Annotated in this window: 13 protein-coding genes and 1 pseudogene; 9 read left to right on the forward strand and 5 right to left on the reverse strand. The window is 65.4% G+C overall.

Translation table 11 applies throughout. From position 1 onward, the window contains the following. Together F8237_RS01065 and ndk are read right to left on the reverse strand one after the other, a co-directional pair. Positions 1-861: a TerC family protein gene (locus tag F8237_RS01065; protein WP_151641997.1), complete on the reverse strand. Its 861-nt coding sequence runs from the start codon at positions 859-861 to the stop codon at positions 1-3. Between the two features lie 45 nt (positions 862-906). After that, positions 907-1,329, reverse strand: a complete 423-nt coding sequence (gene ndk / locus F8237_RS01070) for a nucleoside-diphosphate kinase (RefSeq protein WP_008130731.1) — start codon at positions 1,327-1,329, stop codon at positions 907-909. A gap of 312 nt (positions 1,330-1,641) precedes the next feature. On the opposite strand from ndk, the gene F8237_RS01075 reads away from it, so the two are divergent. From F8237_RS01075 to F8237_RS01080, 3 genes are all read left to right on the forward strand, one after another. Next, entirely contained in the window at positions 1,642-1,908 is a 267-nt protein-coding gene (locus F8237_RS01075) for a sulfur globule protein precursor (RefSeq protein WP_151641998.1), read from the forward strand. A 226-nt stretch (positions 1,909-2,134) separates the two neighbouring features. Beyond that, positions 2,135-2,308 carry a hypothetical protein gene (locus tag F8237_RS36205; protein ID WP_167527455.1) on the forward strand — a complete coding sequence of 58 codons (174 nt, stop codon included), beginning with the start codon at positions 2,135-2,137 and terminating at the stop codon, positions 2,306-2,308. Positions 2,309-2,381: 73 nt separating this feature from the next. Continuing rightward, a complete protein-coding gene (locus F8237_RS01080; RefSeq protein WP_151641999.1) occupies positions 2,382-4,244 on the forward strand; it encodes an ABC-F family ATP-binding cassette domain-containing protein in 1,863 nt (620 codons plus the stop codon). A 134-nt stretch (positions 4,245-4,378) separates the two neighbouring features. Here the strand turns inward: F8237_RS01080 and F8237_RS01085 are convergent, their stop codons facing one another. The 3 genes and pseudogenes from F8237_RS01085 to F8237_RS01095 all read right to left on the reverse strand — a co-directional run bounded on the left by F8237_RS01085 (position 4,379) and on the right by F8237_RS01095 (position 6,999). Further along, positions 4,379-4,876, reverse strand: coding sequence for a hypothetical protein (locus tag F8237_RS01085; protein WP_201280173.1), 498 nt, complete (start codon positions 4,874-4,876; stop codon positions 4,379-4,381). Positions 4,877-5,041: 165 nt separating this feature from the next. Continuing rightward, entirely contained in the window at positions 5,042-5,494 is a 453-nt protein-coding gene (locus F8237_RS01090) for a DNA polymerase III subunit chi (RefSeq protein ID WP_151642001.1), read from the reverse strand. Positions 5,495-5,500: 6 nt separating this feature from the next. Then, positions 5,501-6,999: pseudogene (locus tag F8237_RS01095) on the reverse strand (leucyl aminopeptidase). 341 nt (positions 7,000-7,340) lie between these two features. On the opposite strand from F8237_RS01095, the gene lptF reads away from it, so the two are divergent. The 6 genes from lptF (at position 7,341) to rsmA (ending at position 14,963) form a co-directional block, all read left to right on the forward strand. Beyond that, entirely contained in the window at positions 7,341-8,510 is a 1,170-nt protein-coding gene (gene lptF / locus F8237_RS01100) for an LPS export ABC transporter permease LptF (RefSeq protein ID WP_151642002.1), read from the forward strand. Continuing rightward, positions 8,507-9,604 (forward strand): LPS export ABC transporter permease LptG, encoded by a 1,098-nt coding sequence (gene lptG / locus F8237_RS01105; protein WP_151650422.1) that lies wholly within the window; start codon positions 8,507-8,509, stop codon positions 9,602-9,604. Before lptF ends, lptG begins: the two co-directional genes overlap by 4 nt. Further along, positions 9,604-12,090, forward strand: coding sequence for an LPS-assembly protein LptD (locus F8237_RS01110; protein ID WP_162005829.1), 2,487 nt, complete (start codon positions 9,604-9,606; stop codon positions 12,088-12,090). Before lptG ends, F8237_RS01110 begins: the two co-directional genes overlap by 1 nt. A gap of 67 nt (positions 12,091-12,157) precedes the next feature. Further along, entirely contained in the window at positions 12,158-13,093 is a 936-nt protein-coding gene (locus tag F8237_RS01115) for a SurA N-terminal domain-containing protein (protein ID WP_162005830.1), read from the forward strand. Next, positions 13,093-14,109 carry a 4-hydroxythreonine-4-phosphate dehydrogenase PdxA gene (gene pdxA, locus F8237_RS01120; RefSeq protein ID WP_151642005.1) on the forward strand — a complete coding sequence of 339 codons (1,017 nt, stop codon included), beginning with the start codon at positions 13,093-13,095 and terminating at the stop codon, positions 14,107-14,109. Before F8237_RS01115 ends, pdxA begins: the two co-directional genes overlap by 1 nt. Further along, positions 14,106-14,963: a 16S rRNA (adenine(1518)-N(6)/adenine(1519)-N(6))-dimethyltransferase RsmA gene (gene rsmA / locus F8237_RS01125; RefSeq protein WP_151642006.1), complete on the forward strand. Its 858-nt coding sequence runs from the start codon at positions 14,106-14,108 to the stop codon at positions 14,961-14,963. Before pdxA ends, rsmA begins: the two co-directional genes overlap by 4 nt. The last annotated feature ends 21 nt before the right edge of the window (positions 14,964-14,984 follow it).

The following is a 14,984-nucleotide window of genomic DNA, read 5'->3' on the forward strand; positions in this document are numbered from 1 at the left end:
TCACTCCGCCGACGCCTTGGCGTGGCGCTCGGACGCCTCGACCGCGGCTTGGCTCATACTGCGCCAGCGCCAGATATAGCCGACCACGATCACCACGACGACGCCGAGCGCTGCGCAGAGATTTTCACCGCCTGCGCCGCCATGAGTGAATTGCGGCGGGATGCGCAACGCGCCGAGCATGCTGTCCAGCGAGGCACCGAACGGACCCTCGAACAGCGTGTGCAGCTTCGGCGCGATGCCGGGATCGGTCGCGATCACTTCGCCCGCGACCCAGCCGAGCAGCGCCGCACCGGCCCACACCAGCACCGGCAGCTTCGCGAGCAGCGCCATGATCAGCGCGGCACCGGCGACGATCAGGGGGACGCTGATGGCAAGGCCGAGCACCAGCAGCGGCACGCTGCCATTGGCCGCGGCCGCGACCGCGATGACGTTGTCGAGACTCATGACGATGTCGGCGACGACGACGATCTGCACCGCCTGCCAGAGATGCGAAGCGGACTCGACGTCGTCCTCTTCCTCGTTCTCCGGCACCAGCAGCTTCGCCGCGATCACGATCAACGCGAGACCCCCGACCAGCTTGAGGTACGGCAGCTCCATCAGGCTCGCGACGATGCCGGTGAAGATGATGCGCAGAAACACCGCTGCGCCGGCACCGAAGATCATGCCCCACAACCGGTGCCGCGGCTTGAGACCGCGGCAGGCGAGCGCGATCACCAGCGCGTTGTCGCCGGAGAGCAGGATGTTGATCCAGATGATCTTGCCGACCGCGATCCAGAAGGTCGGTTCGGCCATCTCATTGCGGAACTGGGTGAAGAACGCCCCGATCGTAGCGGGATCGAAGATCTGCCAGAGCCAGTTCACAATCAGTCCTTTCGCCCCGTCGATATCAACTTATCGGCTGACGGATCAGCCGACGATCTCGTTGCCCGAGAAGAACTGCGCGATCTCGATCGCGGCGGTCTCCGGCGCATCCGAGCCGTGCGCGGAATTCTCGCCGATCGACTTTGCGTAGAGCTTGCGGATGGTGCCCTCGGCCGCCTTGGACGGATCGGTCGCACCCATCGCGTCGCGGTACTTGGCGACGGCACCCTCGCCTTCCAGAACCTGCACCACCACCGGGCCCGAGGTCATGAACTCGACGAGCTCGCCGAAGAACGGGCGAGCCTTGTGGACGGCATAGAAGGTCTCGGCCTGTTCCTTGGTCATGCGGATGCGCTTCTGCGCGACGATCCGCAGGCCCGCCTTTTCGATCACGGCGTTGACCGCACCGGTCAGGTTACGCGCGGTCGCATCGGGCTTGATGATCGAGAAAGTGCGTTCGATGGCCATAATCTTGTCCTTGAGAAGAAAGCAGTGGTTCGGAGTTGCCGGGCTTATATCGGCGCCGCCGCAATACGGCAAGCGACCGCGGGAATGGCTCTCACAGGCGCTTCGCCGCAGGCTGCCCCGCCAACTTAGGCATGGATTACCGAGATTTCACCCAGATGAACCCAATCTGAAGGCTCCGTTCAGGACTTGGTTCAGCCTCGCGGGCGTAAGGTCGGATCTATCGAAGCCAAAGCCTCCTCCCGAGGCAGACCGTTTCGAAAGGCCTTTCCATCGGCGCGATAGCCCCGCGCCGGCAGTTCTGAGGAGATCACGATGTTGAGGAAACTTTCGCTTGCCGCAGTTGCCGCGCTCGCGCTGGGCGCCGCGCTGGCGCCGACCTCCGCCTCCGCTCACTGGCATGGTGGCGGCTGGCATGGCGGCGGCTGGGGCCACGGCTACGGCTACGGCTACGGCTGGGGCGGCCCGCGCTTCTACGGCCGCGGCCCGGTCGTCTCCTACGGTTATGGCGGTTGCTATATGCGCCGGCTGGTCCCGACCCCCTGGGGACCCCGCTGGCGGATGATCAACCGCTGCTACTGAACCCGACAGCACCTTTCGAGAATACCGTCCAAAGGCACCTTTGCCCCAAGGTGCCTTCCAAGCGAAGCCCCGGCGTTCCCCTGCGCCGGGGCTTTGTATTTGGGCCGATACGACGCGGTCATGCAATCTTTACGAGAAAGCCGGGCAATCCCCATCAAATGCGAAACCATTTTGAGGGCCAATGACTTGATACCGTGTCGTTACCTTGCAAACACGGAACCCGGCGATGCCCAGCCTTTATGCCAATGACAGCGAACAGATCGACCGGCGCACCAGCCGCTCGATTTGCGATGCCGTGGGCGAGCGGCTCCAGCAACGCCTGCGCCCCGACCCCCGGCTCCCGACCCATCTCGAGCAGCTCCTCGACGAGTTGAGGAAGCGCGACCGCGATTCGCACTGACTCGATACGTCCTGGCCGGCGGACACACGGAAAAACGGGTTGCGTTTGCCCCCGGCTGCGGTGACAACGCCGCATGCTTGCTATCACCGACCTCTCCATCCGCCTCGCCGGACGCCTTCTGATTGACCAGAGTTCCGTGCAGATCACGCCCGGATCACGCGTCGGCATGGTCGGACGCAACGGCACCGGCAAATCGACCCTGTTCAAGGTGATCCGGGGCGAGCTTTCGGCCGAGCACGGCACGGTGACCCTGCCGCCGCGCTGGCGCGTCGGCAGCCTCGCGCAAGAGGCGCCGAATGGCCCCGAAAGCCTGATCTCCGTCGTGCTCAAGGCCGATCTCGAACGCGACGCACTGCTTCACGAATCCGAAAGCGCCACCGATCCGGACCGGATCGCGGAGATCCAGACCCGGCTGGTCGATATCGACGCGCATTCGGCCCCGAGCCGCGCGGCCGCGATCCTGTCCGGTCTCGGCTTCTCCGCCGCCGACCAGCTCCGCCCCTGCGCCGAGTTCTCCGGCGGCTGGCGCATGCGCGTCGCGCTCGCCGCCACCCTGTTCGCGGCGCCAGACCTGCTGCTGCTCGACGAGCCCACCAACTATCTCGATCTCGAAGGCACGTTGTGGCTGGAGGATCACCTTGCACATTATCCGCGCACGGTGATCGTGATCAGCCATGACCGCGACCTGCTGGAGAGCTCGGTCGACCAGATCCTGCATCTGGAGCGCAACAAGCTCACGCTCTACAAGGGCACCTACTCCTCCTTCGAGGAGCAGCGCGCCACGCGCGAACTGCTCGATGCCAAGGCGGTCAAGCGCCAGGAGGCGGAGCGGGCTCGCCTGCAAGCTTTCGTCGACCGCTTCAAGGCCAAAGCCTCGAAGGCGCGCCAGGCTCAATCCCGCGTGAAAATGCTGGAGCGCCTCAAGCCGATCAATGCGCTGGTGACCCAGGACGTCCGCGAGATCACCTTCCCGGCGCCGGAGAAGCTGTTGTCGCCGCCGATCATCGCCGTCGACAACGCCTCGGTCGGCTACGATCCGGCAATGCCGGTGCTGAACCGTGTCACCTTGCGTATCGACAATGACGACCGTATCGCCCTTCTCGGCTCCAACGGCAACGGCAAGTCGACGCTGGTCAAGCTGCTCGCGGGGCGGCTCGCGCCGTTCTCCGGCAAGGTGACGCGCGCGGACAAGCTGTCGATCGCCTATTTCGCGCAGCATCAGCTGGATGAGCTGAACGAGGACGCCTCGACCTACGACCATGTCCGCAAGCTGATGGGCGATGCGCCCGAGGCCAAGGTGCGGGCGCGCGCCGGCGCGATCGGCTTCTCCGGCAAGGCGGCCGACACCAAGGTCGCCAAACTGTCCGGCGGCGAGAAGGCGCGGCTGCTGCTGGGGCTGGCGACCTTCTTCGGCCCCAACATGATCATCCTGGACGAGCCGACCAACCATCTCGACATCGACAGCCGCGCCGCGCTCGCGGAAGCCATCAACGAATTCCCCGGCGCCGTGATCATGGTCTCGCATGACCGCTATCTGATCGAGGCCTGCGCCGACCAGCTCTGGATCGTCGCCGACCGCACCGTCACCAATTACGACGGCGACCTCGACGAATACCGCCGCCTGGTGCTGTCGTCGCGCAACGGCGAACCCGCCCCGCGCGAGCGCAGCACCGCAGCTGAGAAGCCGCAACGTCCGAAATCGGACAATCGCGGCTCGCTGAAGAAGCGCATCGCGGATGCCGAGAGCGAGATCGCCCGCGTCAGCGACATCATCGCCAAGATCGACACCGCGCTGTCGCTGCCCGACATTTTTACGCGAGATCCCAAGCAGGCGGCGCAATTGTCGAAGGCGCGCGCCAACGCGGCGAGCGCGCTGGCGCGCGCGGAGGAGCTGTGGCTGAAGGCGAGCACGCAGTTCGACGAGGCGGCGGGTTAGCTCATTCTCGTGTCCCGGACACGCTGCAGCGCTTGCGCGTCCGCTCAGAGCCGGGACCCATCGCACCACGAGCACTGGGCCCCGGCTCCGCAGCTCATCACTATCGTGCTGCGCAGCGTCCGGGGCGGAAGCACTTACGCCGACTTCTTCTTCGCTTTCGGCTTCGCCGCCTTCGGCATGACCGGCGCTTCCGGCGGGCCCTCGATCGAGGACAGGCGGCCGGAGGTGAAGGTGTAGATGCCCGCGCGCGGGCCGGTGGTCCAGGTCACGACGGCGACGCGGCGGCCGGCGGCATCACTGGAGAGGTTGACGTTGGAGGGCGCGCCGATGCCGCGCACCACGTCGCATTCGGTGTGGCCGAGCGCGACCGTGCCGCCGTACGAGACCGGTGCCGTGGTCGACGCGTTGGCGTCGGCAGGTCCAGGAGGCGGCGTCATGCCGGGACAGGCCCCGTCGGCACTGACCAGATCCTCTGCCATCACCGGCTTGTCGGGGGTCAGCGGCGGCGATTCGATCGAGATGCTCTTGATGAACAGGCGGCTCGGCGTGTTGAACCATTGCGCGTCCTTGGCTGACGCGAGCAGATCGGTCCCGCCGGAGCAGCCCGCAACCAGCGGTGCTACGGCAACCAACGCAACTATGAGCGACCTGGGAAGCTTTTGATGTCGCACGATAAACTAAATTCCCCGCGTCAAGGACCAGCCCTAAGCGATTGTACCAACATCACTTTGCGGCACGAAGGTGACAAAAACCATCATCGCCCGGAAAGTGCAAATTATCATTAATTGCGAAAGACGCTAATTCCGGCGTTGCCACCGGCCCCGTTCGTCGGCCTGCCAATAAGTGACATCAAATCCCCGCGCCTTGCAATCCGTCCAGGCGCTGCGGGCGAGCGCGAGCGCATCCGGATCGTCGCCGTTGAACAGCAGCACCATGCGCTCATAGCTCGGCGCGTCCTGCGGCAGCGCCGCGCCGTCGACCAGGAAGCGGACATTGGCGCCGTTGGGATTGTCCTCCTCGACCGCCAGCACGATCGGCTGATCGGCGACGTCGCTCACGCGCCATGTCGCGTGAGGCAGGAAGGAATCGTCGCGATAGGTCCATAAATGCGCATCCAGCGCATCGGCGCGCTCCGGCGAGGTCGCCTGCACCACGACGCGCCAGCCGCGCTCCAGCGATTTCTCGAGAAGCGGCGGCAACACGTTCTCCACCGTCATGTTTTGCAGATGGTAGAACAGCACTTCAGTCATCTTGGATCATTTGCGCTCGTAGTGATCTGCGACCAGTCGATCAAGCAGCCGGACGCCATAGCCGCTGCCCCAGCTCTGGTTGATGTCGGTCTTCGGCGCGCCCATGGCGGTGCCGGCGATGTCGAGATGCGCCCAGGGCGTGCCGTCGACGAAGCGCTGCAGGAACTGCGCCGCGGTGATCGAGCCGCCATGGCGGCCGCCGGTGTTCTTCATGTCGGCGAACTGGGAATCGATCAGCTTGTCGTAATCGGGGCTGAGCGGCATGCGCCAGACCTTCTCGCCGCTCTCGATGCCGGCCGTCAGCAGGCGTTCGGCGAGCTCGTCATTGTTGGAGAACATGCCGGCATGCTCGGTGCCGAGCGCGACCATGATCGCGCCGGTCAGCGTCGCCAGATCCACCATGAATTTCGGCTTCGTCTTCTTGGCGACGTACCAGAGCACGTCGGCCAGCACGAGACGGCCCTCCGCGTCGGTGTTGATGATCTCGATGGTCTGGCCCGACATCGAGGTGACGATGTCGCCCGGCCGCTGCGCATTGCCGTCAGGCATGTTCTCGACGAGACCGATGGCGCCGACCACGTTGGCCTTGGCCTTGCGCGCTGCGAGCGCGTGCATCAGGCCGACGACGCAGGCCGCCCCCCCATGTCGCCCTTCATGTCTTCCATGCTGCCGGCCGGCTTGATCGAGATGCCGCCAGTGTCGAAGCAGACACCCTTGCCGACGAAGGCGACCGGCGCCTCGCCCTTCTTGCCGCCGTCCCAGCGCATGATCACGGTGCGGCTTGGCCGCGACGAGCCCTGGCCGACGCCGAGCAGCGCGCCCATGCCGAGCTTGTCCATCGCCTTGACGTCGAGCACCTCGACCTTGACGCCGAGCTTGCGGAGCTGGCTGGCGCGGCGCGCGAATTCCTCGGGGAAAAGCACGTTCGGCGGCTCGTTGACGAGGTCGCGCGCGATGATCACGCCGTCGACGACAGCGCCGGCCGAGGCAAACGCCTTCTTCGCGGCGGTGACGTCACCCACCGCAAGCGAGATGTCGGCGCGCAGGCCGCCCTCCTCGCCCTCCTTCTTCTTGGTCTTGTAGCGGTCGAACTTGTAGGCGCGTAAGCGCAGGCCCGCGGCGATCCCGACCGCCTGCTCGCTGCTCATGGCGCCACTGGGCAGTTCGGCGATGATGGTCATGGCGGCGGCACTGGCCGAGAGCTTGCTCGCCGCCACGCCGCCGAATTTGAGGAAGTCGTTCGCCTTCAGCCCTGCCGCCTTGCCGGCGCCGATGACGACCAGGCGAGTGGCCTTCACCCCCTCCGGCGCCAGGATGTCGAGGGCCGCGCCGCTTTTACCTTTGAAGCCGGCGGCGGAGGCCGCCCGCTTCACCAGTTCGCCAGCGCCGCCCAGCGCCTTGGTCGTCGCCGGCCCCAGCTTCAGGCCGTCGTCACAGAACACCACGAGAATGCCACGGGCGGCTGATGACAGCGGGACAAAGCCGACCTTGATGGCATCGGACATGGGTAACTCCTCAAAATCATAGGGCTTTTGCCGATCGGCGGTCCCGGCCACGGGCCGGAGCTGAACGGCGATTCACTGGACTTTCCCCACTATGGGCCACCGGCCCGGCAGATGCCAAGCACCGCCGTGGCCGCCGAGCCACAACGAGGGAAATATTAACCATATAATGAGGGCGCCACGGGGCAGCCATTTTGTTGACGGATCAAAGGGATGGTAGTGAGAGAGTAAGCCGGTGGACGAGATGGCTGCGCGACCCTGGGGATCCCTTCCGGGATGGGTCGGACAGCCGGACATTCCCGGGACGAATGTTGGGGCTTTGGTGGGGATTCGTGCGGTAGCGCATGGGGTCGATCGATAAGTACATCTTCCGCACGACGCTGGCGTCGTTTGCGCTGGTCCTGGTCAGCCTCACCGGCGTGATCTGGATTACGCAGGCGTTGCGCGGCATCGACCTGATGACCAGCCAGGGTCAGACCATCCTCACCTTCCTCGGCATCACCAGCCTCGTCGTGCCTGCGCTGGTCCTGATCATCTCGCCGATCGCGCTGATGATCGCGATCTCGCATACGCTGAACAAGCTGGCGACCGACTCCGAGATCATCGTGATGAATGCCGCCGGCTTCTCGCCGTTCCGGCTGTTCTATCCGTTCTTCTATGCCACCTGCGTGGTCGCCCTGCTGGTGGCCTTCATCGCGGCCTATCTTGCTCCCGACGGCATGCGGCGGATCAAGCAGTGGGATGCCGAGATCACGGCCGACGTGCTCACCAACATCCTGCAGCCAGGCCGCTTCGCCCAGCTCGACAAGAACCTCACGATCCGGATCCGCGAACGCCAGCCGGGCGGCATCCTCGCCGGTATCTTCATCGACGACCGCCGCGATCCCAACGAGCGCGTCTCGATCGTCGCCGAGCACGGCGAGGTCGTGAAGAACGAGACCGGATCGTTCCTGGTGCTGAAGGACGGCAATCTGCAGCGCTTCGAGGCCGGCAAGCGCGATCCGGCGCTAGTGGCGTTCGGCCGCTACGGCTTCGACATGTCGAAGTTCTCGGGCCAGGGCCACGACGTCACCCTCGGCATTCGCGAGCGCTATCTGTGGGAGCTGTTCGCGCCGTACGAGGACGATCCGGTCTACAAGCAGATTCCCGGGCAGTTCCGATCAGCCCTGCATGACAGCCTGCTGGCGCCGATCTATCCCTTCGCCTTTGCCGTGCTGACCTTTGCCTTCCTCGGCGCACCGCGCACCACCCGCCAGAGCCGCAACTTCTCGATCGGCGGCTCCATCATCGCCGTGTTCGGCCTGCGCATGGCGGGATTTGCCTGTTCGGTGATGGCGGTGAAGTCGCCAGGCCCGGTGCTGTTCCAATACGCGATGGTCATTGGCGCCATCGGTGTCGGGCTGTGGATGATCATCGGCGGCGTCGTGGTCGAGCCGCCTGCCCGCCTCATGGAGGCCATCAACAGGTCGAACGCGCGCATCGCACGGCTGTTCAGACGGCCGGCGACCGCATGAGCATGCTCACCAACACACTCGGACGCTATTTCGCCGGACGCTTCGTCGTCGCGGCGCTCGGCGTGTTCGCGAGCATCTTCCTGCTGCTGGTGCTGGTCGACTACATCGAGATGGTGCGCAAGACCTCAGGGCTCGCGTCCGCCTCCGCGCTGATGGTCGCCGAGACCTCGCTGTTCCGGGTGCCGCAGCTGCTCGAGAAGCTGACGCCGTTCTGTATGCTGATCGGCGCCATGACCTGCTATCTCGCGCTCTCCCGCCGGCTCGAGCTGGTGGTCGCGCGCGCCGCCGGCATCTCCGCCTGGCAGTTCATCTCGCCGGCGCTCGGCAGCGCGCTGCTGATCGGGGTGATCGCCACCGTCGCCTACAATCCAATGTCGGCGAATCTGCGCGAACTCTCCAAGCGCATGGAAGCCGAGCTGTTCGGCTCCGCGCCCGGGGGCGGCATCCAGGATGCATCGGGCTTCTGGCTGAACCAGGTGACGAGCGACGGCCAGACCATCATCAATGCGGCGCGCAGCGAGCAACAGGGCGTCCGGCTCACCGGCCTCACGCTGTTCCGTTTTGACACGGAGCAACACTTCAAGGAGCGAATCGAGGCGCGCGAGGCGACGCTCGAGTCCGGCCATTGGCTGTTCAAGTCGGTGCGCCGCTTCTCGCTGGACCAGCCGCCCATCGACCAGGCCACGTTGGTGATTCCGACGACGCTGACCGAAGCCCAGATTCGCAACAGCTTTTCCACACCGGAGACTGTGTCTTTTTGGCAACTACCGAGCTACATCCGCTCCTCCGAAAGCTCGGGCTTCGCGACAGCCGGCTATCGACTCCAGTATCACAAGCTGTTGGCGCAGCCGTTTTTGCTTGCTGCCATGGTGATGCTGGCGGCCTCCGTGTCGTTGCGCTTCTTCAGGATGGGCGGCGTACAGAAGATGGTTTTGAGTGGCGTGGGCGCAGGCTTTCTGCTCTACGTTTTGTCGAAAGTGACTGAAGACTTGAGCAAGGCTGAGTTGATGCATCCGATCGCTGCGGCGTGGTTGCCCGTGGTGGTGGGCGGCCTCACCGGCTTTTTGGCCTTGTTGTATCAGGAGGACGGTTAGTGACTGCCGTCCATCGAGGGCTCGTGTCTCGTTTGACGCGCCGCACATTGGTGCGCGCGAACGGGTGCGGCTTGTCCGTGCGCAGGCTCTTGCTCGCCGTCGCCGCGGTGGCCTCGCTCGGCGGGCTGATGGATGCAGCCCTCGTGTCCTCCGCCTCCGCCCAGGCCTTCACCTACAATCCGCTGCCGCCGCGTCCGAAGCCGCCGAAAGCCGCCAACGACAACCAGATGCTGGTGCAGGCGACCGAGGTCGACTACGACTACAACAATTCGCGCGTCTCCGCGGTCGGCAACGTCCAGCTGTTCTACAACGGCACCAGCGTCGAGGCCGACAGGGTCGTCTACGACCAGAAGACCAAGCGCCTGCATGCCGAAGGCAACATCCGCATGACGGATGCCGACGGCAAGATCACCTATGCCGAGATCCTGGATCTCAGCGACGACTACCGCGACGGTTTCGTCGATTCGCTGCGCGTGGACACGGCCGACCAGACCCGCATGGCCGCGAGCCGCTCCGACCGCTCCAACGGCAACTACACGGTGTTCGAGAACGGCGTCTACACGGCCTGCGCGCCATGCAAGGACGATCCGAAGAAGCCGCCGCTGTGGCAGGTCAAGGGTGCGCGTATCATCCACGACCAGCAGGAGAAGATGCTGTATTTCGAGACGGCGCAGCTCGAGTTCTTCGGCGTGCCTATCGCCTACATGCCCTACTTCTCGACGCCTGACCCGACCGTGAAGCGCAAGACCGGCTTCCTGATGCCGGGCTTCACCTCCTACACCCCGTTCGGCTACGGCGTCGAAGTCCCGTTCTACTGGGCTATCGCGCCCGACATGGACATGACCTTCAGCCCGCGCATCACGTCCAAGCAGGGCGTGCTGTTCCAGGCCGAGTTCCGCCAGCGCCTGATGGACGGCGCCTACCAGATCCGCCTCTACGGCATCGACCAGCTCGATCCCGGCCAGTTCGCGGGCCAGCCGGGCGACCGCCAGTTCCGCGGCGGCGTCGAGACCAAGGGCCAGTTCGCGCTGAACGACAAATGGGTCTGGGGCTGGGACGGCGTCCTGCTCTCCGACTACTATTTCATGTCGGACTACCGCCTGTCGGCCTACCGCGATCCGCTCGGTTCGTTCCTGAACCTGCCGACCGACGCGCTGTCGCAGCTCTATCTGACCGGCGTCGGCAATCGCAGCTTCTTCGACGCGCGCACGATGTACTGGCTGAGCTTCTCGGGTAACCAGCAACAGGTCCCGATCGTCTATCCCGTGATCGACTATTCGAACGTGCTCAACTATCCGGTGTTCGGCGGCGAGTTCAGCTACAAGACCAATTTCGTGAACCTGTCGCGCGAGAGCGCGGTGTTCGATCCGATCACGACGCTCGCCAACACCAACAGCCTGTGCACGACGGCGTCGGCCGATCCGCTCGCCCGCACGCCGTCGCAGTGCCTGCTGCGCGGCGTCCCCGGCACCTACACCCGCCTGACGGCGGAAGCGCAGTGGCGCAAATCCTTCACCGACCCGCTCGGCCAGATCTGGACGCCGTTCGCCAGCCTGCGCGCCGACGCGATCAACTCCTCGATCTCAAACCAGCCGGGCGTGTCGAACTATCTGCCCGTCGGCGATACCCAGGCGCTGCGCCTGATGCCGACCGTCGGCCTGGAATACCGCTATCCCTTCATCAACGTTCAGCCCTGGGGCTCGACCACCGTCGAGCCGATCGCGCAGATCATCATCCGCCCGAACGAAACCTATGCCGGCAAGTTCCCGAACGAGGACGCCCAGAGCATGGTGTTCGACGCCTCGAACCTGTTCAGCGTCGACAAGTTCTCCGGCTACGACCGCGTCGAGGGCGGCGGCCGCGCCAATGTGGGCGTGCAGGCCACCACGCAGTTCGACAAGGGCGGCGCCGTCAAGGTGCTGTTCGGACAGTCCTACCAGCTGTTCGGCATGAACTCCTATGCGGTGCAGGACTCCATCAACACGGGCGTCGATTCCGGCCTCGACAAGCCGCGCTCCGATTACGTGGCGAGCGCCAGCTACTCGCCCAACAGCACCTACACGTTCAGCGTCCGCTCCCGCATGGACGAGCAGACCTGGAACGTGCAGCGCTTCGAGGCGGAAGGCCGCGCCAACTTCAATCGCTGGTCGATCAGCATGATGTACGGCAATTACGCGCCGCAGCCGGAGCTTGGCTATCTGACGCGCCGCGAGGGCATCCTGACGACAGGCTCGCTGAAGGTTGCGACCAACTGGGTGGTGACGGGCTCGGCGCGCTGGGACCTCGAGGCCAACAAGATCAACCAGTATGTGCTCGGGGCCGGCTATGTCGACGATTGCTTCGTGCTGGCGGCGAACTATGTAACTTCGTATAGTTATTCTGCGGGCACGACGCCGCCCGTGCTGAGCCACGCGTTCATGTTCCAGATCGGTCTGCGCACGCTGGCAACCTCGAGCGGTAGCAGCAGTTCCGCCGGCTTCCAGTAATCGTCTGAAGTACCGGGGGCGCGTTCCTGATCGCAGGCTCATCCCGGCTGACATCCGAGCGACAATCATGACGACCCCATTTCCTTTCCTCCGCCTCCTCCTCGCCATCAGCGCCGGGGTGATCCTGACCGGCCTGCCCTCGCCGTCGCGCGCGCAGAACATCGTCGTCATGGTCAACGGCGATCCCATCACCGATTTCGACATCGACCAGCGCTCCAAGCTCGACCAGCTGACGACACAGAAGACCCCGAGCCGGCAGGAGGTCATCAACGAGCTGATCGACGACAAGATCAAGATGAAGGAAGGCAAGAAGTACGGCGTCGATCCTGGCGTCTCCGACATCAACCAGTCCTACGAGGGCATGGCGCAGCGCATGCGCATCACGCCGGACCAGCTCACCAAGTCGCTCGAGGTCAAGGGCGTCCGCCCCGAAACGTTGAAGGGCCGCATGAAGGCCGAGATGGTCTGGACCAGCCTCGTGCGCGGCCGCTACAAGGAAAAGCTGATGGTCGGAGAGCGCGACGTGGCGCAGGCCGTGCAGGCCGAAACCGGCGACAAGCTGCAGATCGAGGGCACCGAATACAAGATGCAGCCGATCGTGCTGATCGTGCCGCGCGGCTCGTCTCCGGCCTTCCAGGAGACCCGGATGAAGGAAGCCGAGCAATATCGCTCGCGCGTCGGAAGCTGCGAGGAGGCCAACTCGCTGTTCCGCTCGACGCCGAACGCCACCATCCGCGACAACGTCACCAAGACCACCGCGGAGCTGCCGGAGGCGCTGCGCAAGGTGCTCGACGACACGCCGATCGGCCATCTGACCGCGCCCGAGGTAACCAAGGCGGGCATCGAGATGGTTGTGCTGTGCTCGCGCAAGCCGACCATGATCGACACGCCGAAGAAGCGCGAGGTCCGCGAGAAGATGTACCAGCAGAAATACGAGAAGACCCAGAAGACCTATCTCGACGAGCTCCGCAAGGCGGCGATGATCGAATATCGCAACCGCTGATGGCCACCCACCCTGCCAAGCCCCTCGCCCTGACGCTGGGAGAGCCCGCCGGCATCGGCCCCGACATCACGATCGCAGCCTGGCTCAGGCGCCGTGAACTGAACCTGCCCGCCTTCTACCTGCTCGGCGACGAGGCCGCGATCGCGCGCCGCGCCAAAGCGCTCGGTGCCGATATCAGGATCGCCGCGTCGAGCGCCGGCGAGGCCCCGGCCGTGTTCAATGATGCCTTGCCCGTCGTGGCCACCGGCGCGCAAGCCACGGCCGAGCCCGGCACGCCCGACGCATCAAGCGCACCAGCCGCGCTCGCCTCGATCCGCCAGGCCGTCGCCGACGTCCGCGAAGGGCGCGCCAGCGCCGTCGTCACCAATCCGATCGCCAAGAGCGTGCTCTACCGCGCAGGCTTCCGTCATCCCGGCCACACCGAATTCCTCGCCGAGCTCGCGGCCGTGGACGGCCGCGTGCCGCAGCCGGTGATGATGCTGTGGTCGCCGCGGCTCGCCGTGGTGCCTGTGACCATCCACGTCTCGCTGCGCGAAGCGCTGGCCCAGCTCACCAGCGAGCTGATCGTCTCGACCGTGCGCATCGTTGCCGCCGAGCTCAAGTCCCGCTTCGGCATCGCGACGCCGCGCATCGCGATCTCCGGCCTCAACCCGCACGCCGGCGAGGACGGCTCGCTCGGCCACGAGGAGCAGACCGTCATCGCGCCGGCGCTCAGGACGCTGCGCAACGACGGCATCGACGCCAGAGGGCCATTGCCCGCCGACACCATGTTCCACGAAGCCGCGCGCAACCTCTATGACTGCGCGGTCTGCATGTATCACGACCAGGCGCTGATCCCGATCAAGACGGTCGCCTTCGACGACGCCGTCAACGTCACGCTCGGCCTGCCCTTCATCCGCACCTCGCCCGATCACGGCACCGCCTTCGACATCGCCGGCACCGGCAAAGCCAATCCGGCCAGCCTGATCGCGGCGCTGAGGCTTGCAAGCCGCATGGCGGCCGCGACAAGCGAATGAGCGCGATCGACGACCTCCCGCCGCTTCGCGAGGTCATTCGCCAGCACGCGCTGTCGGCCCGCAAATCGCTAGGCCAGAATTTCCTGCTCGACCTCAACCTCACCGCGCGCATCGCGCGCGCGGCAGCGCCGCTCGAGGACGCCACCATCGTCGAGATCGGCCCGGGCCCGGGAGGGCTGACCCGCGCGCTGCTCGCGCTCGGCGCCAGGCGCGTCATCGCCATCGAGCATGACGAGCGCGCGATCCCTGCCCTGCAGGATATTTCCGCGCGCTACCCCAACAGGCTCGAGATCGTGCAGGGCGATGCCATGACCTTCGATCCCCGTCCGCTGCTCGCCGGCGAACGCGCGAAGATCGTCGCGAACCTGCCCTACAACATCGCGACCCAGCTCCTGATCGGCTGGCTCACCACCGAGCCCTGGCCGCCCTGGTACGACGTGATGGTCCTGATGTTTCAGCGCGAGGTCGGCGAGCGCATCGTCGCGCGCGAGGACGAGGAGGCCTATGGCCGCCTCGGCGTGCTCGCCAATTGGCGCTGCGAGACCAAGATCCTGTTCGACATTGCGCCGTCCGCTTTCGTGCCGCCGCCGAAGGTCACGTCCTCAGTCGTGCGTCTGGTGCCGCGCGCAGAGCCGCTTCCCTGCGATCGAAGATTGCTCGAACAGGTCGCAGCCGCGGCCTTCGGCCAGCGCCGCAAGATGCTGCGCCAGAGCCTGAAATCGCTCGGCGTCGATCCCGCGCGTCTTGCCGCCGCCGCCGGCGTCGATGCGACGCGGCGCGCCGAGACCGTGCCCATTTCCGGCTTTGTTGCCATGGCGCGTGAATTGGCGGATATACGCAGCGAGGCACGATAACAGGAATTTCGGAGGAAGGAA

The sequence above is a fragment of the Bradyrhizobium betae genome (genome assembly GCF_008932115.1).
In the GTDB taxonomy this organism is placed as follows: domain Bacteria; phylum Pseudomonadota; class Alphaproteobacteria; order Rhizobiales; family Xanthobacteraceae; genus Bradyrhizobium; species Bradyrhizobium betae.

Bases quoted from the DNA above. Each gene is read 5' to 3' on its own strand.
- F8237_RS36205 (WP_167527455.1), top strand. From the start codon at position 2,135: ATGCCCAGCCTTTATGCCAATGACAGCGAACAGATCGACCGGCGCACC.
- F8237_RS01115 (WP_162005830.1), top strand. From the start codon at position 12,158: ATGACGACCCCATTTCCTTTCCTCCGCCTCCTCCTCGCCATCAGCGCC.
- F8237_RS01075 (WP_151641998.1), top strand. From the start codon at position 1,642: ATGTTGAGGAAACTTTCGCTTGCCGCAGTTGCCGCGCTCGCGCTGGGC.
- F8237_RS01090 (WP_151642001.1), bottom strand. From the start codon at position 5,494: ATGACTGAAGTGCTGTTCTACCATCTGCAAAACATGACGGTGGAGAAC.
- lptF (WP_151642002.1), top strand. From the start codon at position 7,341: ATGGGGTCGATCGATAAGTACATCTTCCGCACGACGCTGGCGTCGTTT.
- F8237_RS01080 (WP_151641999.1), top strand. From the start codon at position 2,382: ATGCTTGCTATCACCGACCTCTCCATCCGCCTCGCCGGACGCCTTCTG.
- ndk (WP_008130731.1), bottom strand. From the start codon at position 1,329: ATGGCCATCGAACGCACTTTCTCGATCATCAAGCCCGATGCGACCGCG.
- rsmA (WP_151642006.1), top strand. From the start codon at position 14,106: ATGAGCGCGATCGACGACCTCCCGCCGCTTCGCGAGGTCATTCGCCAG.
- pdxA (WP_151642005.1), top strand. From the start codon at position 13,093: ATGGCCACCCACCCTGCCAAGCCCCTCGCCCTGACGCTGGGAGAGCCC.
- lptG (WP_151650422.1), top strand. From the start codon at position 8,507: ATGAGCATGCTCACCAACACACTCGGACGCTATTTCGCCGGACGCTTC.